This is a genomic window from Streptomyces sp. TS71-3 (assembly GCF_018327685.1).
Lineage (GTDB): Bacteria > Actinomycetota > Actinomycetes > Streptomycetales > Streptomycetaceae > Streptomyces.
This window is the reverse complement of the sequence record NZ_BNEL01000003.1, coordinates 3,146,607-3,170,044: the sequence shown is the minus strand read 5'-3', so window position 1 is coordinate 3,170,044 and position 23,438 is coordinate 3,146,607. Positions and strand designations below refer to the sequence as shown.

At 72.8% G+C, this 23,438-nt stretch carries 19 protein-coding genes; 4 read left to right on the top strand and 15 right to left on the bottom strand.

The window, feature by feature from the left end; all coding sequences use genetic code 11:
* Window positions 1-729: 729 nt before the first annotated feature.
* Together Sm713_RS37340 and Sm713_RS37335 are read left to right on the top strand one after the other, a co-directional pair.
* Window positions 730-1,251: a sigma-70 family RNA polymerase sigma factor gene (locus Sm713_RS37340; protein ID WP_212914362.1), complete on the top strand. Its 522-nt coding sequence runs from the start codon at window positions 730-732 to the stop codon at window positions 1,249-1,251.
* A gap of 136 nt (window positions 1,252-1,387) precedes the next feature.
* Complete coding sequence (locus tag Sm713_RS37335) at window positions 1,388-1,903, top strand: hypothetical protein (RefSeq protein ID WP_212914361.1); 516 nt, start codon at window positions 1,388-1,390, stop codon at window positions 1,901-1,903.
* A gap of 141 nt (window positions 1,904-2,044) precedes the next feature.
* Here Sm713_RS37335 and Sm713_RS37330 read toward each other — a convergent pair whose 3' ends face one another.
* The 6 genes from Sm713_RS37330 to Sm713_RS37305 all read right to left on the bottom strand — a co-directional run bounded on the left by Sm713_RS37330 (window position 2,045) and on the right by Sm713_RS37305 (window position 9,250).
* On the bottom strand, window positions 2,045-3,253 hold the full coding sequence (locus tag Sm713_RS37330; protein ID WP_212914360.1) for a sensor histidine kinase: 1,209 nt from the start codon (window positions 3,251-3,253) through the stop codon (window positions 2,045-2,047).
* Entirely contained in the window at window positions 3,250-4,836 is a 1,587-nt protein-coding gene (locus Sm713_RS37325) for a cation acetate symporter (protein WP_212914359.1), read from the bottom strand. The genes Sm713_RS37330 and Sm713_RS37325 overlap by 4 nt, the downstream gene beginning before the upstream one ends.
* A complete protein-coding gene (locus tag Sm713_RS37320) occupies window positions 4,833-5,210 on the bottom strand; it encodes a hypothetical protein (protein WP_212914358.1) in 378 nt (125 codons plus the stop codon). Before Sm713_RS37320 ends, Sm713_RS37325 begins: the two co-directional genes overlap by 4 nt.
* Before the next feature lie 124 nt (window positions 5,211-5,334).
* A complete protein-coding gene (locus Sm713_RS37315) occupies window positions 5,335-6,159 on the bottom strand; it encodes a LytTR family DNA-binding domain-containing protein (RefSeq protein WP_212914357.1) in 825 nt (274 codons plus the stop codon).
* A 52-nt stretch (window positions 6,160-6,211) separates the two neighbouring features.
* Window positions 6,212-7,126, bottom strand: coding sequence for an Fpg/Nei family DNA glycosylase (locus Sm713_RS37310; protein ID WP_212914356.1), 915 nt, complete (start codon window positions 7,124-7,126; stop codon window positions 6,212-6,214).
* Between the two features lie 39 nt (window positions 7,127-7,165).
* Complete coding sequence (locus tag Sm713_RS37305) at window positions 7,166-9,250, bottom strand: SpoIIE family protein phosphatase (RefSeq protein WP_212914355.1); 2,085 nt, start codon at window positions 9,248-9,250, stop codon at window positions 7,166-7,168.
* A gap of 192 nt (window positions 9,251-9,442) precedes the next feature.
* On the opposite strand from Sm713_RS37305, the gene Sm713_RS37300 reads away from it, so the two are divergent.
* A complete protein-coding gene (locus tag Sm713_RS37300) occupies window positions 9,443-10,870 on the top strand; it encodes a lipase maturation factor family protein (RefSeq protein ID WP_212914354.1) in 1,428 nt (475 codons plus the stop codon).
* 126 nt (window positions 10,871-10,996) lie between these two features.
* On the opposite strand, the gene Sm713_RS37295 is transcribed toward Sm713_RS37300, so the two are convergent.
* From Sm713_RS37295 to Sm713_RS37260, 8 genes are read right to left on the bottom strand one after another with little or no spacing between them, the layout of a single operon-like run.
* The gene (locus Sm713_RS37295; RefSeq protein WP_212914353.1) at window positions 10,997-11,914 is read right to left on the bottom strand and encodes an amidohydrolase; all 918 of its coding nucleotides are present in this window, start codon (window positions 11,912-11,914) and stop codon (window positions 10,997-10,999) included.
* The gene (locus Sm713_RS37290) at window positions 11,911-12,225 is read right to left on the bottom strand and encodes an L-rhamnose mutarotase (protein WP_212914352.1); all 315 of its coding nucleotides are present in this window, start codon (window positions 12,223-12,225) and stop codon (window positions 11,911-11,913) included. Before Sm713_RS37290 ends, Sm713_RS37295 begins: the two co-directional genes overlap by 4 nt.
* Window positions 12,222-13,235, bottom strand: coding sequence for an aldo/keto reductase (locus Sm713_RS37285; protein WP_212915097.1), 1,014 nt, complete (start codon window positions 13,233-13,235; stop codon window positions 12,222-12,224). The genes Sm713_RS37290 and Sm713_RS37285 overlap by 4 nt, the downstream gene beginning before the upstream one ends.
* Window positions 13,236-13,249: 14 nt before the next feature.
* Window positions 13,250-14,059, bottom strand: a complete 810-nt coding sequence (locus Sm713_RS37280; protein WP_212914351.1) for an SDR family NAD(P)-dependent oxidoreductase — start codon at window positions 14,057-14,059, stop codon at window positions 13,250-13,252.
* On the bottom strand, window positions 14,056-15,405 hold the full coding sequence (locus Sm713_RS37275) for an L-fuconate dehydratase (protein WP_212914350.1): 1,350 nt from the start codon (window positions 15,403-15,405) through the stop codon (window positions 14,056-14,058). The genes Sm713_RS37280 and Sm713_RS37275 overlap by 4 nt, the downstream gene beginning before the upstream one ends.
* A gap of 20 nt (window positions 15,406-15,425) precedes the next feature.
* Entirely contained in the window at window positions 15,426-16,460 is a 1,035-nt protein-coding gene (locus tag Sm713_RS37270; protein ID WP_212914349.1) for an ABC transporter permease, read from the bottom strand.
* Window positions 16,453-18,018, bottom strand: a complete 1,566-nt coding sequence (locus tag Sm713_RS37265; RefSeq protein ID WP_212914348.1) for a sugar ABC transporter ATP-binding protein — start codon at window positions 18,016-18,018, stop codon at window positions 16,453-16,455. Before Sm713_RS37265 ends, Sm713_RS37270 begins: the two co-directional genes overlap by 8 nt.
* On the bottom strand, window positions 18,015-19,094 hold the full coding sequence (locus Sm713_RS37260) for a sugar ABC transporter substrate-binding protein (RefSeq protein ID WP_212914347.1): 1,080 nt from the start codon (window positions 19,092-19,094) through the stop codon (window positions 18,015-18,017). Before Sm713_RS37260 ends, Sm713_RS37265 begins: the two co-directional genes overlap by 4 nt.
* 278 nt (window positions 19,095-19,372) lie before the next feature.
* Between Sm713_RS37260 and Sm713_RS37255 the strand changes: the two genes are divergently transcribed.
* Window positions 19,373-20,083, top strand: coding sequence for a FadR/GntR family transcriptional regulator (locus Sm713_RS37255; protein ID WP_212914346.1), 711 nt, complete (start codon window positions 19,373-19,375; stop codon window positions 20,081-20,083).
* Window positions 20,084-20,220: 137 nt separating this feature from the next.
* Here Sm713_RS37255 and Sm713_RS37250 read toward each other — a convergent pair whose 3' ends face one another.
* On the bottom strand, window positions 20,221-23,247 hold the full coding sequence (locus Sm713_RS37250; RefSeq protein WP_212914345.1) for a glycoside hydrolase family 38 C-terminal domain-containing protein: 3,027 nt from the start codon (window positions 23,245-23,247) through the stop codon (window positions 20,221-20,223).
* Between the last annotated feature and the right edge of the window lie 191 nt (window positions 23,248-23,438).

Genomic DNA, 23,438 nt, shown 5'->3' with positions numbered 1-23,438 from the left:
CGGATTGCGTTACCTACACAATCCGCATATATGACTAATAGTCAGTCAAGCAGCAATGCCGGAGCGGTCCCCGAATCGGCGGCACGGGCCTCCCGGTGGGAGTGCCGAGGTCGTGCCGGAACCCCGAGGCCGTGGTGGTCGCTTTTCTGCGCAGTCCCCGCGCCCCTCTGTCAGGGGCCTGCCCCCTGCGCCCTTCGAGGACCTGCCCCCACGCCGTGGCCTCTCGCGCAGTTCCCCGCGCCCCTTATCAGAGGCCCTGCCCCTTGCGCCCTTCGAAGATCTACTCCCGCGTCGTGGCTGGTCGCGCAGTTCCCCGCGCCCCTTCGGGGCACGGCCTTACCGGTACGCACGGCGCCTGAAGGGGCGCGGGGAACTGCGCGAGAAGCGACCACCGCGCGCGGACAAGCAGGCCACCGCAAGGACCACGGCGCCGACAAGGGGCGCGGGGAACTGCGCAAGAATGACCACCACGCCGCAGACAAGTAGCCCACCGCAAGGGGCAGGGCCCTGGCAAAGGAGCGCGGGGAACTGCGCAGAAGGCGACCACTCCGCCGCACACAAGCAGCCCACCGCAAGGGCAGACCCCCGACAGAGGGGTACGGGGAGGCCGCACTCCCCGGTCGCCCGGTCACCCGCTCGCCGCACCGCTCGCCGACCGCTTCGACCGCCCGCCGCAGACCGCGGCCCCTGCCCTGTCCGAGCCGGCCGGGACTGCGGTGCCATACGCCCATGACCGTGAGGACGGGGGAGCGGGAGCTCGCCGAGCTGCTGCGCGAGCACGCGGGTCCGCTCTTCGCACTGCTGCTGCGACTGAGCGACGGCGACCGGCAGCGCGCCGAGGACCTGGTGCAGGAGACCCTGGTGCGCGCCTGGCAGCACCCGGAGGCCCTGGCCGCCGACTACGAGTCGGTGCGCCCCTGGCTGTTCACGGTCGGCAGGCGGCTCGCGATCGACGCCCGGCGCGCCCGTCTCGCCCGCCCCGCCGAGGTGCCGGGCGTGGTGACGGAGAGCGCGCGGATCTGTGCCGACCACGCGGAGCGCGCCGCCGCGGCCCTCGATGTCCGCGAGGCTGTGAAGACTCTCACTCCCGAGCACCGCGATGTCCTGTTGCAGGTGTACTTCCGCGGGGCGAGCGTGGCGGAAGCCGCCCAGGCCCTGGGGATCCCTCCCGGTACTGTGAAGTCCCGGGCGTACTACGCTCTGCGGGCGCTGCGCCGGGTGCTTCCCGGTTACGCCTCCGACCAGGCGTGAAACCGTGGCTGAGGCAAAACATTCGCAAAGCGCCTTGCCAGTGCGCCGGTTGCGTACTCGGCTGTCCTCATCCGTGTTCCACAGACATCAGGGGCCCGGCCGGGGCGCGCCACGGACCGGAGGAAGGCGGGAAGGGATGCAGCACGCAGGCCGAGGGAGTACGGACGGCGCCGGCGGAGGCGAAGTCACCGTCCCCATGGCATGGTTGTACGCCGAGTACGTCGCCGACGAGGTGCTGCGCAGCGGGGATCTGATGCCGCCCACCTCGTTCGAGTACCGCGCCGGGCGTGACGCCCTGGCGCTGACCATCTTCCTGTCCGACCCGGAGAGCGAGCTCAGCGGCCCCCACGTCGTCGCGTACTTGGAGACCTGGCTGTCGCTGACGGCGTACGACCAGCCGTGGCGCGACTGGGTGCGCGAGCGCATGGCGCTGCTCACCGCCGACGCGGTGGCGTCCGGCGGCGTCGGCCCCGACCTGGAGCTGGCCGCGTGCGCCTGGCGGTGGCTGGAGGAGACCGAACTGCTCGCCCCGGACCTCGACGCGGTACCCGGGGGCGGCCCGGTCCCCGAGGAGGACGAGGCACCACAGGTCTGGACACCGGCCTGGCAGCTCGGACTGCCGCTCGGCCACCTCGCGATACACCTCTTCTGACCCCGCGCCGCACGGCCGGCACACGCAGACACACCCGCACGCACCCCGGCACACGCAGACCCACTCACGCACACCCCGGCAGACTCAGACCCTCCCGCGCACATGCCGTGCGCCACCCCGGCCTCCCCCGGCGGCCCCCGCTCAGCCCTCGCTGTCGGCCGGCGACGAGTGCACGCCCGCCCGGTACTTGGGAATCCGGATCGTGATCCGCATGCCCGCCCCCACACCGGTGTCGATGACCAGCCCGTAGTCGTCCCCGAAGACCTGCCGCAGCCGCTCGTCCACGTTGGACAGGCCGACGCCCGACGTCGCCTCGCCCTCGCCGCGCAGGATCCGGCGGAGCAGCTCGGGCTCCATGCCGACCCCGTCGTCCTCGATCACCACCTCCGCCTCGGCGCCCGCGTCCTTCGCGCTGATGGTGATGCTGCTGCGCGCCACTGCGCCCTCCAGACCGTGCTTCACGGCGTTCTCCACCAGCGGCTGGAGGCAGAGGAACGGCAGGGACACCGGCAGCACCTCGGGCGCGATCTGCAGGGTCACCGAGAGCCGGTCGCCGAAGCGGGCACGCACCAGCGCCAGGTACTGGTCGATGGAGTGCAGCTCGTCGGCGAGCGTGGTGAAGTCCCCGTGCCGCCGGAACGAGTACCGGGTGAAGTCGGCGAACTCCAGCAGCAGTTCCCTCGCCCGCTCGGGGTCGGTGCGTACGAACGAGGCGATCGCCGCGAGCGAGTTGAAGATGAAGTGCGGGGAGATCTGCGCGCGCAGCGCCCGGATCTCCGCCTCGATCAGCCGGGTGCGCGAGCGGTCCAGCTCGGCCAGTTCGAGCTGCACGGAGACCCAGCGGGCCACCTCGTCGGTGGCGCGGGCCAGCACCGCGAAGTCGCGTGTCGCGTACGTCACCAGCGCGCCCAGCACCCGCTGGTCGACCACCACGGCCGCCGCCACCCCCCAGCGCAGCGGGCAGTCCGGGTCGCCGCAGCCGCAGTCGAAGGCGGTCGAGCGGCCGGTGGCCAGCAGGCCGGCCAGCTTCTCCATCACGTGCCCGGCGTGCTCCTCCCCGCCGCCGTCCCAGGCGAGCACGGAGGAGCGGCCGGTGACGCAGAGCGCGTCGGTGCCCAGCAGCGTGCGCAGTCCCCGCACCGCCTTGCGGGCGGTGTCCTCGGTCAGCCCGGCGCGCAGCGGGGGCGCGGCGAGCGAGGCGGTGTGCAGGGTCTCGAAGGTGGCGCGCTCCACCGGCGAGCCGACGTCGCTGCGACCGCCCGGGTGCGCGGTGCGCCGGCCCACCAGGAACCCGCCCGCCAGCAGCAGCGGGCAGAGCGCGAGCAGCACGGCGGCCGCGGTGCCGGTCATCCGCTCGCCTCGGGTGCCGGGCGCTCCGGCCGCGCGTGCGCCCGGGCTCCCCCGGCGGCGGCCGCGGTCTGCCGGACGCTCAGCGACTCCGGCAGGTGGAGCCGGGTCATGGTGGCGGACGTGTGCGGCGGGATGCTGCCGGGGGTGGCCAGCGAGACCAGCACCATGGCGAGGAACCCCACGGGCACCGACCAGACGGCGGGCCAGGCCAGCAGCGTGTGCAGCCAGCGGGTGCTCGCGACGCCGGCCCCGGCCGCCGTCAGCGTGACCGCGACCAGCGCGGAGCCGCCGCCCAGCAGCAGCCCCGCCATGGCCCCCGGCGGGGTGAGCCTGCGCCACCAGATGCCGAGGACCAGCAGCGGGCAGAACGACGACGCGGACACCGCGAACGCCATCCCCACCGCGTCCGCCACCGGTATCCCCTCCATCAGCAGCGCGCCGCCGAGCGGCACGCCCATCGCCAGCACCGTGGCCAGCCGGAAGTGCCGGGGCCCGCGGGCCGGCAGCACGTCCTGGCTGAGCACTCCGGAGACCGCCATGGTGAGCCCGGACGCGGTGGACAGGAAGGCCGCGAAGGCGCCGCCCGCGACCAGCGCGCCCAGCAGATCGCCGCCGACCCCGCCGACGGCGCGCCCCGGCAGCAGCAGCACGGCCGTGTCGGCCTCCCCGCTGCCGGTCAGCTCCGGCGCGTACAGCCGGCCGAGCCAGCCGTAGACGGGCGGCAGCAGGTAGAACAGGCCGACCAGTGCGAGGACGACGACGGTGGTGCGGCGCGCGGCGCGGCCGTTGGGGCTGGTGTAGAAGCGCACCACCACGTGCGGGAGGCCCATGGTGCCGAGGAAGGTGGCGACGATCAGGCCGTAGGTGGCGTACAGCGGGTGGTCGGCGCGGGTGTCGGAGAGCGGCTGGTCGGGGCCCGGCGCCCCGGACATCACGTCCGGGTCCGTGGGGAACGCCGGCGGGGTGCTGCCGTCGTGGCGCCAGGCGAGCAGCAGGAAGACCGCGGGCACCAGCAGCGCGGTGAGCTTGAGCCAGTACTGGAAGGCCTGCACGAAGGTGATGCTGCGCATGCCGCCCGCCGCCACGGCGACCACCACCACGCAGGCGACGAGCACCGCGCCGAGCCAGCGGGGCGCGCCCGTCAGGGTGCCCAGCGTCAGCCCGGCACCCTGCAACTGGGGCACCAGGTAGAGCCAGCCCGCGCCCACCACCAGCACGCTGACGACCCGGCGCACCCGCGCCGACTCCAACCGCCCCTCGGCGAAGTCCGGGAGTGTGTAGGCACCGGAGCGCCGCAGCGGCGCGGCCACGAAGATCAGCAGGACGAGGTAGCCCGCGGTGTAGCCCACCGGGTACCAGAGCATCTCGGGCCCCTGGACGAGCAGCAGCCCCGCGACGCCGAGGAACGAGGCGGCGGAGAGGTACTCACCGCTGATCGCCGCGGCGTTGAGCGAGGCGCCCACGGTGCGCGAGGCCACGTAGAAGTCGGAGGTGGTGCGGGAGATCCTGAGGCCGAAGCCGCCGATGAGGACGGTGGCGAGCACCACGCCGGCCACGGCGCAGACGGCGTACGCCTCGTTCACGGCGGCCCGTGGGGGTCGGTGCCGCGCACCAGGCGGGCGAAGTCGCGCTCGTTGCGCTCGGCGCGCCGTACGTACCACCAGCCCAGCAGGACCAGCAGCGGGTAGCAGCAGAAGCCGAGCACCGCCCACACGAGGGTGGCACTGCCCAGCGCCGTGAAGAACAGCGGCAGGGTGACGACGGGCAGCGCGAGAAGCGCCAACGCGGCCAGCCCGGTCCGCAGCTGGCTGCGCATCAGGGAGCGTACGTAGGCGGCGCCGAGCGTGGTCTGCTCGTCGATCTCCCACTGGGTGCGGTGGCGCGGTATGCGGTGCACCCTGCGGGGCTCGCCGGTGACCCGCTCACGGCGGGGTGCGGGCTCGGCGCTGGCGGACACGGCGTGGAGTGTAAGCAGGTCGCGGCCGGAAGGGAAGGCGGACACCCGTGCGAGGCCGCCGGGCCCGTGGCTTCCGTACGCACAATGTCCGTGGTCTTCCGCACGAGCAGGGCCCGCGCGCCGGTCAGTTGCCCGCGCGTCGCACCAGCAGCTCCCGCACCCGGCTCGCGTGCCGCCTGCTCACGGCGAGCTGCGCGCCGCCGATCCGCACGCTCATGCCGCCGCCGTCCAGCCGGAGTTCGTCGATCCGGTGCAGCGCCACCAGGTGGCTGCGGTGGATGCGGACGAACCCGTAGGGCTCCCAGCGCTCCTCCAGCGTGGCCAGCGGGATGCGCACCAGGTGGCTGCCGTCCGGGGTGTGCAGCCGGGCGTAGTCGCCCTGGGCCTCGGCGTAGGTGATGTCGGCGACGGCCAGCAGCCGGACGACGCCGCCGAGTTCCACGGGGATGCGGTCGGCGCCGGCGTTGGGCACGCCCTCGGCTCCGACGGTGCGGACGCGGTCCGTGCCGCCCGCGGGGGTCCGGTCGGCCGGGGCGTGGTCCCCGGAGCGCCGGATGACCGCGAGCTGCTCGGCGACCCGGCTCACCGCCTCGGCGAGGCGCTCCTTGCGCACCGGCTTGAGGAGGTAGTCCACCGCCTTGAGGTCGAAGGCCTGGACGGCGAAGTCCTCGTGGGCGGTGACGAACACGATCAGCGGGGGCCTGGCGAAGCCGGCCAGCAGCCTGGCGACGTCCAGGCCGGTGAGGCCCGCCATCCGGATGTCGAGGAAGAGCACGTCGAAGGCGTCCTCGGCGTCGGGCCCGGACTCCAGCGCGCGCCCGATCCGGCGCAGCGCGCCGGTGGCGTCGGTGGCCCCCTCGACCTGGCCGACCCGGGCGTCGGCCCGCAGCAGGTACATCAGCTCCGCGAGCGCGGGCTCCTCGTCGTCCACGGCCAGTACGCGCAGCATGCGGCTGGAGTGTAGAGGTTCGCGACACGGGTGTGCAGGCGGCGCGAGCGGGCTACTTCAGCAGGCGCGACATCCGGCGGTCGGCGAGGATCTTCCCGTCGGTCTGGCAGGTGGGGCAGTACTGGAGGCTGGAGTCGCTGAACGACACCTCCCGCACGGTGTCACCGCACACCGGGCAGGGCTCGCCGGCCCGGCCGTGCACCCTGAGCCCGCTCTTCTTCTCGGCCTTCAGCCGCCCCGCGGCCACGCCCCGCGCCCGTTCCACCGCGTCGCCGAGCGTGCCGCGCATCGCCTCGTACAGGCCGTGCACCTCGTCGGCGCCGAGTCGCGCCGCCAGCTTGTACGGCGACATCCGCGCGGCGTGCAGGATCTCGTCGCTGTAGGCGTTGCCGATTCCGGCGATCAGGCTCTGGTCGCGCAGCGCGCCCTTGATCTGCCGCCGCTCCCCCGCCAGCAGGGCGGCGAGGCGGGCCTCGTCGAAGCCCACGTCGAGCGGGTCGGGGCCCAGCCTGGCGACGCCGGGCACCTCCGCGGGGTCGCGCACGACGTACACGGCCAGGCGCTTCTGGGTGCCCTGCTCGGTGAGGTCGAAGCCCTCGCCGGTCTCCAGCGCGACCCGCAGGGCCAGGGGGCCCTTGCCGGGACGCATCAGGGCGAGGTCGCGCGCAGCGCGTCGATGAGGGGTGGTGGCCGGGTGACGGGCGGGACCGTCGGGCAGCCGGTCGCGCCAGTGCAGCCAGCCGGCGCGGGCAAGGTGGACGACCATGTGCAGGCCGCCGGCGTCCAGGTCGAGGAACTTTCCGTACCGGCGCACCGCCATCACGCTCCGGCCCTCCAGGGCGGTCACGGGCGGTTCGTAGGTCTTCAGCACGCTGATGGCGACCGGCAGCACCCGCACGATCTCGTGCTCGGTCAGGTGGTCGCCGAGGAAGCCGGTGAGCGCTTCCACCTCGGGGAGTTCGGGCATGGATCCAGGGTGCCACCCCCGGAGTCCGATCACTGTCCGTCATTCTCGCCGTGGCACCACGAACTCGCCCCAGACGCACTTGCCGCTGCCGCGCGACTCCACGCCCCATACGTCCGCCATCCGGTCCACCAGCAGCAGGCCCCGCCCGGACACGCCGATGTCGCCGGCGTCCCGGCGGCGCGGCAGGGCGCTGGAGCCGTCCTCGACCTCGACCCGCAGCCGGCGGTCGAGCCCGGTCAGCACACGGAGCGTGACGATCGCGGGGCCCTCGGTGTGCGTCAGGGAGTTGGTGATCAGCTCTCCGGCCACCAGCTCTATCTCGTCGGTGCGCTCGGCGGCGCCCCAGGCGTGCACCGCCGCGCGGATCATGTGGCGGGCCTCGTGGAAGGCGTCGGGGTCGCCCGGTTCGATGTGCTGCTGGAGCCGGCCGCCGCTCTGCGGGGCGTCGACTCCCCTGCGGCGGAGCAGCAGCAGCGCCACGTCGTCGCGGCCGCTCAGCTCGTCGGCGGCCACGCAGAGCCGGTCGGCGAGCCCCGCCAGGTCGCCGGGGCCTGTGTCGACCAGGGCGGTCAGGTTCTGCATGCCGTCGTCCAGGTCCCCGCCGGGCTTCTCGACGAGGCCGTCGGTGCACAGCAGCAGGGTCTCGCCGGGGTCCAGCTCCATGATGCCGACGGGGTAGGCGAGCTGGTCGAACTCCGCGGAGAGGCCGAGCGGGAGCCCGCCCTCCACGGGCAGCCGGCGGCAGGCGCCGTCCGCGTGCCGCAGCAGCGGGTCGAGGTGGCCCGCGCGGACCAGCTGGGCGATCCCGGTGGCCAGGTCCACCTCGGCGTAGAGGCAGGTCGCGAAGCGCTCGGTGTCCAGTTCGTGCAGGAAGACGGAGGCCCTGGCCATCAGGGCGGCGGGTGAGTGCCCCTCCATCGCGTAGGCGCGCAGCACGATGCGGAGCTGGCCCATCACCGCCGCGGCGTGGGTGTCGTGGCCCTGCACGTCCCCGATGACCACGCCGACCCGGTCGCCGGGCAGGGGTATCACGTCGTACCAGTCGCCGCCGATGTCCCGGCCGAGGGCTGCCGAGCGGTAGCGGACCGCGACCTCGGCGCCGGGCACCTCGGGGATGGTGCGCGGCAGCATGGCCTGCTGGAGGCTCTCGGCGAGGTCCTTCTCCTGCTCGAAGAACATGGCCCTCTGCAGGCTCTGGCCGATGCTGCTGCTCAGGGCGACGAGGAGGTCGCGCTCCTCCTGGGAGAAGCCGAACTTGTCGTGGTACAGCAGCCCGAGTGCGCCGATCGGGCGGGCCTGCGCGATGAGCGGCAGGTAGGCGCCGGCCGTGATGCCCAGGTGCCCGAACCGCTGCCAGAGCAGCGGGTAGGCGGAGGAGAACTCCTCCGGCGACTCGACGAACCGGGGCTTGAGCGTGCGCACCACCTCGCTCATCGGATACGGGCTGTCGGTCCGCAGGAGCGTGGCGTCCGGCATGTCGCCGCCCACGGGGCCCCGCCACACCAGGTTGATCCGCCCGGCCTCCACGAGGCCCATGACGAGGCCGGCGGCGCCCGTGTGCAGCAGGCCGCGGGTGTCCTCCAGTACGTCGATGACGTCCTGGACGGTCCGGGCGTGGGCGAGGGCCGCGGTGACGCGCTGCACGATGCTCGTGCGCCGCCTGCGCTCGTCGCCGGACACGGCCTCCCGCGTCCGCTCCCGCGGGGTGGTCTTGTCGGCGAGTTCCTCGGTGGCGTCGCGCACGATGCCGAAGATGCGCCGCGGCCGGCCCGCCTCGTCGCGGCGGATGTAGCCCTGGGCGTGGGTCCAGCGCAGGCTGCCGTCGTGGCGGCGGACCCGGAAGTAGGTGCCGTAGTTCTCCGCGCCGGTCTTCAGCGCCTTCGAGACGACCGCGTCGAGCCGGGACGCCTCGTTCGGCGGGAGGCGCGAGCTGAGGCTGTGGGCGACACCGTCGTACTCACCGGGCCGCAGGTCCAGTACCTCGTGGCCCTGGTCGTCCAGGTGCAGGCGGCCGCTGTCGAGGTCCCAGTCGAAGCTGCCCATGCCGTTGAGCGCCAGGACGGGGTCCGGATGGACGGGCCAGTCCCCCGGGAGTGACGGCGCCTTCGCGCCCCGCTCGATCATGGACCACCTTGCCACCAGTTGCCGACTTGCCGGCGTCCCCGCTGTTCCGGCGCTCCCGCGCCGGCCCACCGATATCTACCGGTCCGCCCCGATTGTGAAGCCTATATATCTTTCGCACCAGGCGCCGCCTCCAGTGTGCCGCCGCCCTCCCTCCGGGAGCCTCCATGCATGACTCAGCGTCACACTGGTGACATGGAATGGTTCACGGCCGACGGCTACTGGATGAGCCGGCTGATCTTACAGCGGGGCCTGGCCGCCCTCTATCTGGTGGCCTTCCTCGCGTCAGCCCTGCAGTTCAGGGCGCTGATCGGCAGACACGGCATGCTGCCGGTGCCCGATCACGTGGCCCGGGTGCCCTTCCGGCGGGCGCCGAGCGTCTTCCACGCCCACTACTCGGACCGGTTCTTCGCGGGCTGCTGCTGGCTGGGCTGCGCCGTGGCCCTGGCCCTGCTCGCGGGCGCCGGCGACCTGGTGCCGCTGTGGGCGGCGATGCTGCTGTGGGCCCTGCCGTGGGCGCTGTACCTGTCGATCGTGAACGTCGGGCAGACCTGGTACGGCTTCGGCTGGGAGACGCTGCTGCTCGAAGTGGGGTTCCTGGCCATCTGGCTCGGCAACGACCACGTGGGGCCCCCGATCGTGGTGCTGTTCCTGCTGCGCTGGGTGCTGTTCCGGGTGGAGTTCGGGGCGGGCCTGATCAAGATCCGCGGGGACGCCTGCTGGCGCCGGCTCACCTGTCTGGACTACCACCACGAGACACAGCCGATGCCGGGCCCGCTGAGCTGGTTCTTCCACCGCATGCCGAAGCCGCTGCACCGCCTGGAGGTGGCGGCGAACCACGTCACGCAGCTCGTCGTGCCGGTCCTGCTCTTCACTCCCCAGCCGGTCGCGTCGATCGCCGCCGCGCTGATGATCGCCACCCAGCTGTGGCTGGTGCTCTCGGGCAATTTCGCCTGGCTGAACTGGGTGACCATCGTGCTGGCCCTGGCCGCCCTCGACCTCGCCCCGCTCGCCGGCGACCGCGCCCAGCCGCCCGCGCCGCTCTGGTACGAGGTGGTGGTGCTCACGGTCGCGGCCACTCTCGTGGCCCTGAGCTACCGGCCGGCGCGCAACCTCCTGGCCCGGCGGCAGCTGATGAACTTCTCGTTCGACCCGCTGCACCTGGTCAACACCTACGGCGCCTTCGGCAGCGTCAACCGGATCCGCCTGGAGGTGGTGCTGGAGGGCACCGAGGATCCGCGGCCGCGGCAGGACGCGCAGTGGCGGGAGTACGAGTTCCGGGGCAAGCCGGGCGATCCCCGGCGCTGGCCGCGCCAGTTCGCGCCGTACCATCTGCGTCTCGACTGGCTGATGTGGTTCGCCGCGCTCTCCCCCGCCTACGCCCGTCCGTGGTTCGGCCCGCTGGTGGAGCGCCTGCTCACCGGGGACCGGGACACGCTGCGGCTGCTGCGCCGCTCGCCCTTCCCCGCCGAGGACCCGCCCGGGGCCGTCCGCGCGCTGCTCTACCGCTACCGGTTCACCACCCCGGCCGAGCTGCGCGCGACGGGCGCCTGCTGGGACCGCACCTACATCCGCGAGTACTGGCCCCCGACCCGGCTGGAGGCCGGGCCTCCGGAGCCCTGAGCGGCACGGGAGCCCCGAGCCAGGGGACGACGGCGGGCCGGCGCCCCGCGAGCCCGCGAGGCTCGGGAGGGCCGGCGCGTGCGGGCCGCGGGAGCGCGCGAGGGCGGCACCCCGCGGCCCGTACCGCTACAGCCCGTAGACGCGGGTGGCGGTGCCGGAGAAGACCTGGGCCCGCTCGTCGCCGGACAGCTCCTCGGCGAGCAGGTGCGCGGTGTCCACGACCTGCCCGTAGTCGGCCGCGAGATTGCACACGGGCCAGTCGGAGCCGAACATCACCCGGCCGGGCCCGAAGGCGTCCAGCACGGTCTCGGCGTACGGCCGCAGGTCCGCCGCCGTCCAGGAGTCCCAGGCGGCCTCGGTGACCATGCCGGAGAGCTTGCAGACGGTGTTCGGCTGTGCGGCCAGGGCACGGACCTGGGCGGCCCAGGGCTCCAGCGTGCCCGCGGCGATGGGCGGCTTGCCGAGGTGGTCCAGGACGAAGGTGAGCTGGGGCAGCTCGGCCGCGGCCCGCACGCAGGCCGGCAGCTGGTGCGGCAGCACCACCAGGTCGTAGACGAGGCCGGCGTCGGCGACCGCGGCCAGTCCGCGGCGCACGTCCGGCCGCTGCAGCCACTGCGGGTCGTTCTCGCCCTGCACCTGGTGCCGGATGCCGACCAGGTGGCGTCCGCCGGGCAGGGCGCGCAGCCTCGCCAGCGACTCCTCGGCGTCCGGCCTGGTCAGGTCGGTCCAGCCGACCACGCCGGCGACCAGGTCGCTGCCGTCCGCGATGGCCAGGAAGTCCGGGGTCTCGGCGGCGGCGGAGACCGTCTGCACCAGCACGCTGGCCGTGACGCCCTTGGCGCGCGCCTCGGGCGCCAGGTCGTCCACCGTGAAGTTCCGCCGGATCGGCGCCATGGCCTGACCGGTGATCCATTCCTGGTCGCGCACCGACAGGTCCCAGACGTGGTGGTGGGCGTCGACGATCCCCGGCCCCGCCGGCGCGGGGGGCGGGCTCCCGCCGGTGGCCGCGCCGTTCCCGTCGTGAGTGTCCGAGGGTGTGGTCATGGCAGCTCCCATACGACCGGCAGGCCCGCCTCGGCGCCGTCCGGCGAGTAGTCGTGGGCGGTGTCGAGGAGTTCGGCCATCCGGGCCTGCCAGGCGACGTTCACCGGCAGGTTCTCCAGCTCGGCCAGCAGCCGGGCGTAGTCCTCGCACTCCAGCAGGTGGAAGAGGTGGGTGCCGCTGCGCCAGATGGTCCACGAGGTGGCGCCCGCCGCGCGGATCGCGGCCGTCAGCTCCCTGGGGACCTCGCGGTGCGCGGCCTCGTACTCCGGGACCTTCTCGGCACGGACCGTCGTGTGCAGTGCGACCCTCATGACGTCCTCTCCACGGCGGATGCGCCCGGCACGGGCACGTCGGGCGGCAGCAGCCGCTCGGCGCGCAGTTCCGCCCAGAAGTCCGCGGGCACCGGGCTCGCGTACTGCCGCACGCAGTCCGCCACCTCGTCCGCGGAGCGTGTGCCGACGAGCACCGACGCGACGGCGGGGTGGGCGAGCGGGAAGGCCAGGGCCGCGGCCCGCAGCGTGGTGCCGTGCCGCTCGGCGAGGGCCTTCATCCGCAGGGCGGTGTCGAGCAGGTCGTGCGGTGCGGTGGTGTAGTTGAAGGTGGCGCCGGGCTTCGGGTCGGCGAGCAGCCCGGAGTTGAAGGCGCCGCCGACCACGACGGAGGTGCCGCGGCGCTCGGCGGCGGGCAGCAGCCCGGTCAGCGCACGCTGGTCCAGCAGGGTGTAGCGGCCCGCGCAGAGCACCGCGTCGACGTCGGTGTCGCGGACGAACCTGGTGAGCATGTCCGTCTGGTTCATGCCGGCGCCGATCGCGCCCACCACGCCCTCGGAGCGCAGCCGCTCCAGCGCGGGGTAGGCCTCGCGGAACGCCTGCTCGCCGTGGTCGTCCGGGTCGTGCAGGTAGACCACGTCCACCCGGTCGGTGCCGAGCCGGGTGAGGCTCTCCTCCAGGGACCGGCGCACGCCGTCGGCGCTGAAGTCCCAGACCCGGCGGTGCGTGGCGGGCACCGCGAAACCGTTCGCCAGGTCGTCGCCCGCCGCCGTGGCGGCGTCCGCGGGCTCCAGCAGGCGGCCCACCTTGGTGGACAGGGTGTACCGGTCCCGGGGCCGGCCGGCGAGGGCCTCGCCGAGCCGCCGCTCGGAGAGGCCGATGCCGTAGTGCGGCGCCGTGTCGAAGTACCGGATGCCCGCCTCCCACGCGGCGTCGACCGCGGCACGCGCGCCCTGGCCGGTGACCGGCGTGTAGAGGTTGCCGATGGCCGCGGCGCCGAACGCCAGCTCGCTCACGCCGACCGGGCCGCGGCCGAGGGTGCGGGCCGGCATGCTGGGCACGGCGCTCACCGTCCGGCCGGGCGGAGCCTGAGCCCCTGCATACCGCCGTCCACGGCGAGTGCGGTGCCGGTGGTGGCGCCGGACAGCGGACTCGCCAGGTAGGCGATGGCGGCGGCCACCTCGTCCGCGCTCACCAGCCGCCCGGTGGGCTGCCGGGCCTCCAGCGCGGCACGCTCGGCGGCCGGGTCGTCGGCCGCGTCCAGCAGCCTGCCGACCCAGGGGGTGTCGACGGTGCCCGGGGTGACGCAGTTGACCCGGACGCCCTCGCGGACGTGGTCCGCGGCCATGGCGAGCGTCAGCGAGTACACCGCGCCCTTGCTGGCGCTGTACAGGGCGCGCTGCGGCAGCCCCGCGGTGCCGGCTATGGAGCAGGTGTTGACGATCGCGGCGCTCCGGCCGACCTCGGCGCCGCGGCGCAGGTGGGGCAGCGCGGCGCGGGTGGTGCGGACGATGCCGAGGACGTTGACGTCGAGCACCCGCCGCCACTCGTCGTCGTCGTTGTCCTCGACGGTGCCGCGGGCGCCGATGCCGGCGTTGTTCACCAGGATGTCCAGGCCGCCGAGGGCGGCGGTGGCGGCGGTGACCCCGGCGCGCACCGAGGCGTCGTCGGTGACGTCCGCACGGTAGCCGAGCAGGGGCCGGCTGCCGCCGTCCAGGTCGCCGGGGTCGAGGTCCAGCACGGCGACGCGGGCGCCGCGCGCCGCCAGCAGCTCGGCGGTGGCCCGTCCGATGCCGGAGGCGCCCCCGGTGACCAGGGCTTTCAGTCCCGCGAACTCCTGAGAGGCCGCCGGGTGCGGCGACGTGGTTTCCGTCATACCGCTGCATCCTTTCGCTCGGCCAGGTCGGCGACCCAGAAGGTGCCGTCCGGGTAGGTGTACTCCGCGATCGACTCGGGACGGATGGTTGCCGAGAAGCCGGGTGCGGACGGGGCCCGGTAGTGGCCGTCGCCGATCACCACCGGGTCCTCGAAGTGCTCGTGGAGGTGGTCGACGTACTCGATCACACGGTCCTCGGTCGTGCCGGTGAGCGCCACGTAGTCGAACATCGACAGGTGCTGGACCAGCTCGCACAGGCCCACCCCGCCGGCGTGCGGGCAGACGGGGACGCCGAACTTGGCGGCGAGCAGCAGGATGGCGAGGTTCTCGTTGACGCCGCCGACGCGGGCCGCGTCTATCTGGAGGACGTCGATGGACCCGGCCTGGAGGAGCTGCTTGAAGACGATGCGGTTCTGCACGTGCTCGCCGGTGGCGACCTTGACCGGTGCGACGTCCCGGCGGATCGCGGCGTGGCCGAGGATGTCGTCGGGGCTGGTGGGCTCCTCCACCCAGTAGGGGGCGAACTCGGCCAGCGCGCTGGTCCACTCGATGGCCTCGTCGACGTTCCAGCGCTGGTTGGCGTCGATGGCCATCCGGATGTCCGGGCCGACGACGGAGCGCGCCACGCGGCAGCGGCGGATGTCGTCGGCCAGGTCGGCGCCGACCTTCAGCTTGATCTGGGTGAAGCCGTCGGCGACGGCCTGCGCGGCGAGCCGCGTCAGCTTCTCGTCGTCGTAGCCGAGCCATCCGGGCGAGGTGGTGTAGGCGGGGTAGCCGCGCTCGCGCAGCCGGGCCGCGCGCTCGGCGGCGCCTTCGCGGCCCCGGCGCAGCAGGTCGAGCGCATCGTCGGGGGTGAGGGCGTCGGTGAGGTAGCGGAAGTCGACCTGGCTCACCAGCCACTCGGGCTCGGCGTCGGCGAGGAACTGCCACAGCGGCTTGCCCGCGGACTTCGCGGCCAGGTCCCAGGCGGCGTTGACGACGGCGCCGATCGCCATGTGCATCACGCCCTTCTCGGGGCCCAGCCAGCGGAGCTGGCTGTCACCGGTCAGGTCGCGGGCCAGCGAGCCGGGGTCGGCGGCGAGGTCGGCCACCGGCCGCCCGAGGACGTGCTCCCTCAGGGAGTCGATCGCGGCGACCTGGACATCGTTGCCACGCCCGATGGTGAAGGTGAAGCCATGCCCCTCGGGACCGCCCGGGGCGTCGGCGCGCAGCACGACGTACGCCGCCGAGTAGTCGGGGTCGGGGTTCATGGCGTCGGAGCCGTCGAGCTCCCTGGACGTGGGGAAGCGGATGTCGTAGGTGTCGACCGCGGTGATGCGGGCGGCGGAGGTGACGTTCTCGGTCACGTAAGGCCTTTCGGTGTGGGTCAGTCCTGGGCGCGGCCGGTCGTGACACGGGCGATCATCAGGGCGAGCAGAATGATTCCGCCGTAGATGGCGTCGATCCAGAAGGACTGCACCTGGGCGAGCGTCAGCATGTTCTTGACGACGCCGAGCAGCAGCACGCCGGTCACGGCACCGAACATGGTGCCCTTGCCGCCGTCGAGGCTGATGCCGCCGATGACCGCCGCGGCGAAGACCGTGAAGATCATGTTCTGGCCCTGGTTGGCGCCGATCGCGCCCACGTAGCCCGTGTACATGAGTCCGCCGACCGATGCGAGGACGCCGGCGATCACGTAGACGGACAGCCGCACCCGGTCCACCCGGATGCCCGCGGCCCGGGCCGCCTCCACGTTGCCGCCGATGGCGTACAGCGCGCGGCCCCAGCGGTGGTACTTGAGCATCAGCCCGGCGATTGCGAACGCCACCGCGGCCAGCCACACCGACATGGGGATGCGCAGGAACGTCGTGGTGGCCAGCGAGAAGAAGGCGTCGGGCATGCCGAAGAGCGTCTTGCCCTTGGTGGCGCCGACGAGCAGGCCGCGCAGCACGATCAGCATGGCGAGGGTGACGATGAACGCGTTGAGCTTCAGCTTCACCACGAGCAGCCCGTTGAAGGTGCCGAGGACGGCGCCGACCACGAGGATCGCGAGGATGGCCACCCCGGCGGGCAGCTCGGTGCCGAAACCGGACTGGGCCGCGGGCAGCACGAGCAGCGCGCCGACGGCGGGCGCGATGCCGACGACCGACTCCAGCGACAGGTCGAACTTGCCGGAGATCAGCACCAGGGACTCGGCCAGCACCAGCATGGCGAGCGAGGCGGACGCGCCGAGGATGGAGACCAGGTTCGACTCGGTGAAGAAGGCCTCGTTGAGGACGCTGCCGAGGATCAGCAGCACCACCAGCGCCGGCACCAGGGAGAGTTCGCGGGCCTTGCGCAGCAGAACGGACTTGGCGGCCCCCTCGCGTCCCGCCCGCCCCGGTGCGGGGGTCGGGGCCGACGGGGCCTTGGTGTCAGCCATCGTGTTCAGCTCCTTGTGAGTGCGTGTGCTGTGCCGCGTGCCCTTCGGCGGCGATTCCCTCGATGGAGGCGATCAGCTCGTGGTCGCTCCAGCCGGCCGGGTGCTCGGCGACGACGCGGCCGTGGAAGAGGACCAGGACCCGGTCGCAGCGGCGCAGGTCGTCGAGTTCGTCGGAGACGACCAGGACGGCGGTGCCGTCCTCGCGGGCGTTGTCGACCCGCCGCAGCAGGGATTCCTTGGACTTGACGTCCACGCCCGCCGTGGGGTTGATGAGGACGAGCAGCCGGGGGTCGGACGCGAGCGCGCGCGCCATGACGACCTTCTGCGCGTTGCCTCCGGAGAGGTCGGAGACGGGCTGGTCGGGGCCCTCCGCGTGGATGTCGAGCCGTTCGATGAGGTCGACCGCGAAGGAGCGCCTGCGCTCGGTGCCGACGAAACCGCCGCGGCCGATGCGGTCGAGGACGCTGAGGGTGGCGTTGTCACCGATGGTGAGACCGGTCACGAGACCCTGCTCGTGGCGGTCGCGGGGCACCCAGCCGACGCCCGCGCGCAGGGCGCCGGTCACATCGCCGAACGGCAGCTCGGTGCCCTGGAGCGTGGCCGTGCCGGCGGTCGGGCGGTGCAGGCCGGTGAAGGCCTCGGCGAGCTGGATCTTTCCGCTGCCGCTGGATCCGGCCAGCCCGACGACCTCGCCGCGGCGGATGGTGAGGTCCACGTCGTGGTAGGTCTCCGAGCTCAGCCCGCGGACGTCGAGGAGCACCGGGGCGTCGTCGGGGACGCCGGCGCGGGCCGCGGACTCCTCGCGGGTGACGAGCTCCCCCGCCATGGCCTCGACCAGCGCCGGGCGGTCGAGTTCCGCGACGGGTGCCGTGACGATCCAGCGGGCGTCGCGCAGCACCGTGACGGCCTGGCAGACCTCGTAGACCTCCTGGAGGTGGTGGGAGATGAACAGGAACGTGACGCCCGAGTTCTGAAGTCCCCGCATCCGCGCGAAGAGCCGCTCGATCTCGCGGTTGTCGAGCTGTGCGGTCGGCTCGTCGAGGATGATGAAGCGCGCGCCGCCGCTGAGGGCGCGGGCGATCTCCACCATCTGCCGGTCCTCGACCTTGAGCTCGGCGGTGCGCGCGTCCGGGTCGACGTGGATGTCCCAGGTGTCGAGGAGCCGCGCGGCCTCGGTGCGCAGGGTGCGCCAGCTGAAGAAGCCGCGGCGGCCCGCCGGCTGGCGGTTGATGAAGAGGTTCTCGGCGACGGTCAGCTCGGGGACGACGGTGGGGTGCTGGTAGACGCAGGCCACCTTCTGCCGCCACGCGTCGCGGTCGCCGAGCGCCGGCGCGGGCTCGCCGTCGAAGAGGACGGTGCCCGCGTCCGGCGCCTGGAGACCGGTCAGGATCCGCACCAGGGTGGACTTGCCGGCGCCGTTGCGGCCGACGAGCGCGTGGGACTCGCCCGGCAGGACGGTCAGCCGGCCGTCCTGGAGGGCGACGGTGGGTCCGTAGCGTTTGACGATGCCGTCCGCTTCGACGAGCGGGCGCGGTCCGGTCGTGTCACTCGTGCTCATTTGACCGTGTTGCCCCAGAGCTTGGGGTCGTCGACGTTGTCCTTGGTGACCAGCGGCGCGGGCAGCTCGTCCTCCAGGATGCCGCCGGGCAGCTCGACGATCTTCGAGTCGTGGTCCGTCGGGCCGGGCTTGAACGTCTTCCCCTGCATCGCCGCCTTGATGTAGTACATGCCGTACTTGGCGTAGGAGTCGGCGGGCTGCGAGACCGTCGCGTCGATCTGGCCGCTGCGGATGGCGGCGAACTCCTGCGGGATGCCGTCGTTGGAGACGATGGTGATGTGGCCCTTCTGGCCCGCCGCCTTCAACAGCCCCTTGGACTTGAGCGTCTGGAGCGTGGGGGCGAGGTAGACGCCGCCCGCCTGCATGTAGATGCCCTTGATGTCGGGGTTGGCGTTGAGCAGGGTGTCGAGCTTGGAGGCGGCCGTGTCGGCCTCCCACTTGGCGGGGATCTCCAGCACCTTGAGCCCGGGGTACTTCTTCTTCGCGCAGGCGCGGAACGCCTCGGAGCGGTCCCGGCCGTTGACGGAGGCCAGGTCGCCCATGATCTGCACGACCTTGCCGGTCTTGACGTGCTGGCCGAGGTAGTCGCAGGCCTTCTGGCCGTAGGCCACGTTGTCGGCGCGCACCACCATGGCGACCTTGCCCTTCTCGGGCGCGACGTCGACGGCGACGACCGGGACGCCCTTGCGCTCGGCCTGGTCGAGTCCCGCGGAGATGGCGGCGCTGTCGATGGGGGCGACGACGAGGCCCTTGGCGTTCTGGTTGAGGGCGTTGTTGATGTCGGTGATCTGCTGCGAGGGGTCGTTGTTGGAGTTGACGGTCTTGAGCGCGTCGACCCCCTCGGACTTCGCCATCTTCGGCACGTAGTCGTTGTACGACTGCCAGAACGGGGAGGTGAGCAGGGGCAGGATCACCCCGACCTTGCCACCACCCTTGCCGTCACCGCCCGCGCCGGCGGCGCCGGTGTCGTTGGTGCTGCCGCATGCCGTGAGCGCAAGCGCGACGCATGCGGCCGCAGCCGCCGTACGCACCGCCTGCGATGTGAATCGCCTGTTCCGCACTGTCCTGCCGGCCATCTGACGGCACTCTCCTCGCATAGCGGTGAACGGGATGTACAGGGATGTACGGGAGTGCTGCGACCGAGCGGAGCGTCCCGCCGGCCGGGCGTCCCGTCCCCGGCCGGGACGATATTTATCAGACCACTTGGCGCCGCAAAACCCTCTGTCGCAGATTTCCCCTCGACTTTTCCCATGTATTGGTCGGGCCACTGTCGTGGTGGTCCGACCACATCGGTGGTTACACTGCGGCGACCTCAGCCGACGGAGAGGCGAGCGAAGCGACGGAAGGACACAGGGTGAACGACAGCGCCGAGAGCGCCCCGCAGAAGGGCACGGTGACGCAGCGCGCCATCGAGCAGATCAAGGCGCTGATCGGCGAGGGCCGCCTGGAGCCCGGGGAGCGGCTCCCGACGGAGCGCGAACTCGCGGTGCAGCTCGGCATCTCCCGCAGCTCCATGCGCGAGGCGATCCGGGCCCTGACGGTGATGGGCGTGCTGGAGGCGCGGCACGGCTCGGGGATCTACGTCACGCGCCTGGAGGCCGGCGACCTGCTGGAGACCTTCGGGGTGGTCGCCGACCTCTCCCGGGGCATGGGCCTGGTGGAACTGCTGGAGGTGCGGCGGATCCTGGAGTCGACGGCCACCTCGCTGGCCGCGGCCCGGATCACCGACGAGCAGCTCGCCGAGGTGGAGGGCCACCTGACGGCCATGAGGGCCACCGACGGGTGGGAGGACATCGTCACCCACGACCTGGCGTTCCACCGCGCCATCGCGACGGCGGCGGGCAACCACACGATGGCGGCGATCCTGGAGGGCCTGTCCTCGCGCACGTTCCGCGCCCGGGTGTGGCGCGGCTACCAGCAGGAGGGGGTGTTCGAGCGCACCAAGCGCGAGCATGAGCGGATCCATGCGGCGCTTGCGGCCCGGGATCCGGAGGCGGCGCGGGCGGCTGCGGCCGCGCATGTCGCCGGGGTCGAGGAGTGGCTCAGGGGCCGGCTGGCCCCGTGAACCCCGATGTGTGCGTTCGCCCCCTTCTCCTCGTCCTTCGGACGTTCGCCCTTCGGGCGCGGCGCTCGCCCAGCCCCTTGCGGTGTCGCGAGAACAACCGCAAGAGGCTGGGTTGAGCGGATCCCGCGCAGCGGGGATCAGGCGCGGCGGCGCAAGCGCAGCGTCATCAGCTGGAACGGCCGCAACGACACGGCAACCGAGTCCCCCGTACGCTCCGGCGCCGGGACGCCGGACAGTTCACGCTCCAGCAGGTCCGTGACGGTGACCGAAGCGACGGGGAAACCGGCCGTGAGAACGGCCCTCGCCCGCCCCCCGTGCGCCTCGTGGAACCGCACCACGACATCACCGCTGCCGTCGTCGGCGAGCTTGACGGCGGTGACCACCACCGCGTCGTTGTCGACGGCGACCAGCGGTGCCACCTCGCCGGCACCGGTGATCTCGCGCTCCGCCAGGTTGATGCGGTAGCCCTCGCGCACCGCGTCACCGACCGTCGCACCCGGCACCAGGGCGTGCCGGAAGCGGTGCACCCCCTGGTCCGTCTCCGGGTCGGGGAAGCGCGGGGCGCGCAGCAGTGACGCCCGGAGCGTGGTGGTCGTACCACCGTCGTCGGCGCGCACGGTTCGCGTCACGTCGTGGCCGTAGGTCGAGTCGTTGACCAGCGCGACGCCCCACCCGGGCTCGCCCAGGTGCACGAAGCGGTGGTTGCACGCCTCGAACTTGGCGGCCTCCCAGCTGGTGTTGGTGTGGGTGGCGCGGTGGAAGTGCCCGAACTGCGTCTCGGACGCGTACCGCTCGGCGTGGACGTCGATCGGGAAGGCCAGCTTGAGGAACTTCTCCGTCTCGTGCCAGTCGACCTCGGTGGCGATGTCGAGCCGCGGCTCGCCCGGCACGAGCGACAGCACCTGGGTGACCCGGGAGTCGCCGAAGCTGCGCACGATCCGGACGGACGCCCCGGCCTCCCCCGCCTGTGCTGTCACCTCGTCCGCGTCGACGAGGTCCGTGACCGAGTTCCGGTAGAACGCGTCCACGTCCCAGGCGTCCCACTTGTTGGGGAAGTCCGGGTGGAGCTGGAGGAGGGCGGCGGGCTTCCCGGGGGCGACGGTCTCGCGGTCGGCCGCCAGGTCGCGGGCGGAGACCACCAGGCCCCGCTCGTCGATCTCCACCCGCAGCAGGCCGTTGTCCAGGACGTGGCCGCCGCCCGGCCGCTCCCCGAGCGTGACGGTGCCCTGCGCGGACGGGACTCCCGCACCGCCCGCCGGCACGCCGTCGCGGGTGTGCGGGGTGGCGTTGAACAGCAGCGGGGTGTCGCCCTCGCCGGCCAGGGCGTGCTGGGCGGCGGTGATGACGGCGGTCAGCTCCTCCGCCACCTTCTCGTAGGTGCGGCGGGCCTCGCGGTGCACCCAGGCGATGGAGGAGCCGGGCAGGATGTCGTGGAACTGGTGCAGCAGCACCGTCTTCCAGATCCTGTCGAGCTGCTCGTACGGGTAGGCGAACCCGGCGCGCACGGCGGCGGTCGCGGCCCACAGCTCGGCCTCCCGGAGCAGGTGCTCGCTGCGGCGGTTGCCCTGCTTGGTCCTGGCCTGGCTGGTGAGCGTGGCGCGGTGCAGCTCCAGGTAGAGCTCGCCGACCCAGACGGGCGCCTCGGGGTATTCGGCCTCCGCCTTCTCGAAGAACTCCTTGGGGGTCTCCCAGACGACCTGTGCCGCACCCTCCAGATCGCGCATCCGGGCGGCCTTGGCGACCATCTCGCGGGTGGCGCCGCCGCCCCCGTCACCCCAGCCGGTGGGGGCCAGCGAGTGGCTCGCCCGGCCCTTCTCCTTGAAGTTGCGCACCGCGTGGGCGATCTCCCGGCCCTGCATCGAGCAGTTGTAGGTGTCCACGGGCGGGAAGTGGGTGAAGACGCGGGTGCCGTCGATGCCCTCCCAGCGGAACGTGTGGTGCGGGAAGGAGTTCGTCTGCGACCACGAGATCTTCTGGGTGAGCAGCCACTTGGCGCCCGCCGCCTTGATGATCTGGGGCAGACCGGCGGCGAAGCCGAAGGTGTCGGGCAGCCAGGCCTCGTCGTTGTCGATGCCGAACTCGTCGATGAAGAACCGCTTGCCGTGCACGAACTGCCGGGCCATCGCCTCCGAGCCGGGCATGTTGGTGTCGGACTCCACCCACATGCCGCCGGCCGGCACGAATCTGCCGTCCGCCACGGCCTTCTTCACCTTCGTCCACACCTCGGGCCGGTGCTCCTTGATCCAGGCCCACTGCTGGGCCTGCGACATGGCGAAGACGAAGTCCGGCTCGTCCTCCAGCAGCGCGGTCATGTTGGCGGCGGTGCGCGCCACCTTGCGCACGGTCTCGCGCAGGGGCCACAGCCAGGCGGAGTCGATGTGCGCGTGGCCGACCGCGCTGATGCGGTGCGCCGAGGGTACGGCGGGCCGGGTGAGCACCCCCTGGAGGCGGGCACGGGCCTCGGCGGCGGTGCCGTTCACGTCCTGCAGGTCCACCGCGTCGAGCGCCTCCTCCAGGGCTCGCAGCACTTCCCACCGGCGGGGCGAGTCGGCGGGCAGCTCGTGCATCAGCTCGCCGAGCACCTCGAGGTCGTTGACCAGTTCCCACACGGTCTCGTCGAGGACCGCGAGGTCCATCCGCGTCAGGACGTACTGGGGGTCGGTACCGGCGGTGTCCTTGTCACCGAGTGCCGTGGGCTGGAACGGCCGGTGGCCCATGATGACCGGGTTGGAGGCGGCCTCGATGTGCAGCACCACCTCCTCGCCACCGGACACCGGCGCGCCGACGCGGACCCACTGGTTGCGCGGGTTGAGGCCCTTCACCGGGGTGCCGTCGGGGCGGTAGACCAGGCCCTCGCACTGGAAGCCCGGCATGTTCTCGTTGAAGCCGAGGTCGAGCAGGGCCTCCACGGTGCGCCCCGCCCACGCCTTCGGCACGGTGCCGTTGACCCGGAACCAGCTCGTCCCCCACGGGGCCCCCCACCGCTCGCCCACCGCGATCGGCTGAGTCTGCGCGGCGAGGCCCTCCTCGACGGGCACCGGCTCGCCGGGCGCGTGCCACACCGCCACCTGAAGGGGCACGGACTCCGGGTACACGGCGGGCCTGATGCGTTCCTCGAGGACACGCTCGAGCCGGGATTCGACCAGGGTGCGGTCGTCATGCATGACGGGTGCTCCGTAGTGATTCGGGGGTGTGTTGCCGGGTGGGTGCGGCATGGTGCGGCCGCGGGACGTGCCCTCTGGGGGCCGCGTGGCGGTCGGTACGGACCGGGCACGGCGGCCGGACGGATGAGTTCTGCCAGGGACCGTACTGCCCGCCGCGCGGCACGCTCATCCTGATTCCGCCGGATTCCCTG

What these genes read in the sequence shown, in the direction of transcription:
- Sm713_RS37330 (WP_212914360.1), bottom strand. Translation starts at nt 3,253, where the DNA reads ATGACCGGCACCGCGGCCGCCGTGCTGCTCGCGCTCTGCCCGCTGCTG.
- Sm713_RS37340 (WP_212914362.1), top strand. Translation starts at nt 730, where the DNA reads ATGACCGTGAGGACGGGGGAGCGGGAGCTCGCCGAGCTGCTGCGCGAG.
- Sm713_RS37285 (WP_212915097.1), bottom strand. Translation starts at nt 13,235, where the DNA reads ATGCCGGCCCGCACCCTCGGCCGCGGCCCGGTCGGCGTGAGCGAGCTG.
- Sm713_RS37250 (WP_212914345.1), bottom strand. Translation starts at nt 23,247, where the DNA reads ATGCATGACGACCGCACCCTGGTCGAATCCCGGCTCGAGCGTGTCCTC.
- Sm713_RS37335 (WP_212914361.1), top strand. Translation starts at nt 1,388, where the DNA reads ATGCAGCACGCAGGCCGAGGGAGTACGGACGGCGCCGGCGGAGGCGAA.
- Sm713_RS37280 (WP_212914351.1), bottom strand. Translation starts at nt 14,059, where the DNA reads ATGACGGAAACCACGTCGCCGCACCCGGCGGCCTCTCAGGAGTTCGCG.
- Sm713_RS37300 (WP_212914354.1), top strand. Translation starts at nt 9,443, where the DNA reads ATGGAATGGTTCACGGCCGACGGCTACTGGATGAGCCGGCTGATCTTA.
- Sm713_RS37260 (WP_212914347.1), bottom strand. Translation starts at nt 19,094, where the DNA reads ATGGCCGGCAGGACAGTGCGGAACAGGCGATTCACATCGCAGGCGGTG.
- Sm713_RS37295 (WP_212914353.1), bottom strand. Translation starts at nt 11,914, where the DNA reads ATGACCACACCCTCGGACACTCACGACGGGAACGGCGCGGCCACCGGC.
- Sm713_RS37290 (WP_212914352.1), bottom strand. Translation starts at nt 12,225, where the DNA reads ATGAGGGTCGCACTGCACACGACGGTCCGTGCCGAGAAGGTCCCGGAG.
- Sm713_RS37270 (WP_212914349.1), bottom strand. Translation starts at nt 16,460, where the DNA reads ATGGCTGACACCAAGGCCCCGTCGGCCCCGACCCCCGCACCGGGGCGG.
- Sm713_RS37265 (WP_212914348.1), bottom strand. Translation starts at nt 18,018, where the DNA reads ATGAGCACGAGTGACACGACCGGACCGCGCCCGCTCGTCGAAGCGGAC.
- Sm713_RS37305 (WP_212914355.1), bottom strand. Translation starts at nt 9,250, where the DNA reads ATGATCGAGCGGGGCGCGAAGGCGCCGTCACTCCCGGGGGACTGGCCC.
- Sm713_RS37310 (WP_212914356.1), bottom strand. Translation starts at nt 7,126, where the DNA reads ATGCCCGAACTCCCCGAGGTGGAAGCGCTCACCGGCTTCCTCGGCGAC.
- Sm713_RS37315 (WP_212914357.1), bottom strand. Translation starts at nt 6,159, where the DNA reads ATGCTGCGCGTACTGGCCGTGGACGACGAGGAGCCCGCGCTCGCGGAG.